The organism is Frankia sp. CcWB2 (assembly GCF_977927585.1).
In genome coordinates this window covers 34,218-35,593 of record NZ_CDWRCM010000012.1, presented here as the reverse complement: position 1 = coordinate 35,593, position 1,376 = coordinate 34,218, and the positions used below count along the sequence as shown (strand labels likewise).

Here is a 1,376-nt window from a genome sequence, read left to right as displayed (position 1 = left end):
GGTCACCGTTCCCACCCGGAACCGTGGCCAGCCCCCGCTGTTCGTCTCACCATCGCCGCCTTCCGTGACCGGACGGCGCCGCGCCGAACCAGCCCGCGCCCGGCTGGCCATGAGCGCCCACCGGCCCCGGGCCGGCCGGACTGGCCCGTCCTCACGCCCAGCGCGAACATCGGGCGGGGAGGGCGGGAACTGGGGCGTGTCACAGATAGTGTCGAGCCGGTCAATCAGCCGCCCCATGTGAGGAAGTCGAGGAGCTGACCGTGAGTAACATCGCAGCCCCGCGCCTGCCGGTTCCGGGTCCGGACCTTCGTGCACCCGGTCAGGGTGGACCCGCGTTCGACGACCAGGTTTTCAACCGTCTGTTGGCCAACCGCATCGTCTTCCTCGGCTCGGTCGTCGAGGACTCGATCGCCAACGCGATCTGTGCGCAGCTCCTGCTGCTCAACGCGGAGGATCCGACCCGCGACATTTTCCTCTACATCAACTCGCCGGGTGGGTCGGTGAGCGCCGGTATGGCGATCTACGACACCATGCAGTTCGTCGAGAACGATGTCGCGACCGTCTCGCTCGGTCTCGCCGCGTCGATGGGGCAGTTCCTGCTCTGCGCCGGTGCGTCGGGTAAGCGATACTCCCTGCCGCACGCGCGGATCATGATGCACCAGCCGTCCGGTGGGATCGGGGGCACCGCCTCCGACATCGCCATCCAGGCGGAGCAGATGCTCTACACCAAGCGGATGATGCAGGAGCGCATCGCCTTCCACACCGGTCAGCCGATCGAGCAGATCGAGCGCGACTCCGACCGGGACCGGTGGTTCACCGCCGAGGAGGCCAAGGACTACGGCTTCGTCGACCACGTCGTCCAGCAGGCCCGCCAGGTTCCCAGCGAAGGCCCGGTGAGCTGAGCGGAGCCCCCGCTCACCGGATCGAACCGTCGTCATCCGTCCCGGAGGCAGCCACCATGTTCCACGACACGCTGTACCAGCAGATGCGGCACGAGCAGGCCCGCCAGGCAGCCGCCCAGTCGCAGGGCCGCTACGTCCTGCCGAACATCATCGAGAAAACCTCCCGCGGCGAGTACGGCATGGATCCGTACTCGAAGCTGCTCAAGGAGCGGATCGTCTTCCTCGGTGTGCAGATCGATGATGTGTCGGCGAACGACGTGATGGCGCAGTTGCTGTTCCTGGAGTCCGAGGATCCCGACCGGGATATCTCGATCTACATCAACTCGCCGGGTGGGTCGTTCACGTCGTTGACGGCGATTTACGACACGATGCAGTTCGTGCGGCCGGACATCTCGACGATCTGCATGGGGCAGGCGGCGTCGGCGGCGGCGGTGCTGCTGGCGGCGGGCACGCCGGGGAAGCGGTTCGCGCTGG

Annotated in this window: 3 protein-coding genes; 2 read left to right on the top strand and 1 reads right to left on the bottom strand. The window is 67.2% G+C overall.

What is annotated here, in order from left to right:
• Positions 1–237: hypothetical protein (locus tag ACY45C_RS02825; RefSeq protein ID WP_462186100.1), on the bottom strand; the 237-nt coding region annotated here is incomplete at its 3' end.
• A 23-nt stretch (positions 238–260) separates the two neighbouring features.
• Between ACY45C_RS02825 and ACY45C_RS02820 the strand changes: the two genes are divergently transcribed.
• Both ACY45C_RS02820 and ACY45C_RS02815 read left to right on the top strand, forming a co-directional pair.
• Entirely contained in the window at positions 261–902 is a 642-nt protein-coding gene (locus tag ACY45C_RS02820) for an ATP-dependent Clp protease proteolytic subunit (protein ID WP_011435649.1), read from the top strand.
• A gap of 83 nt (positions 903–985) precedes the next feature.
• On the top strand, positions 986–1,376 hold a 391-nt coding region (locus ACY45C_RS02815), incomplete at its 3' end, for an ATP-dependent Clp protease proteolytic subunit (protein ID WP_462186104.1).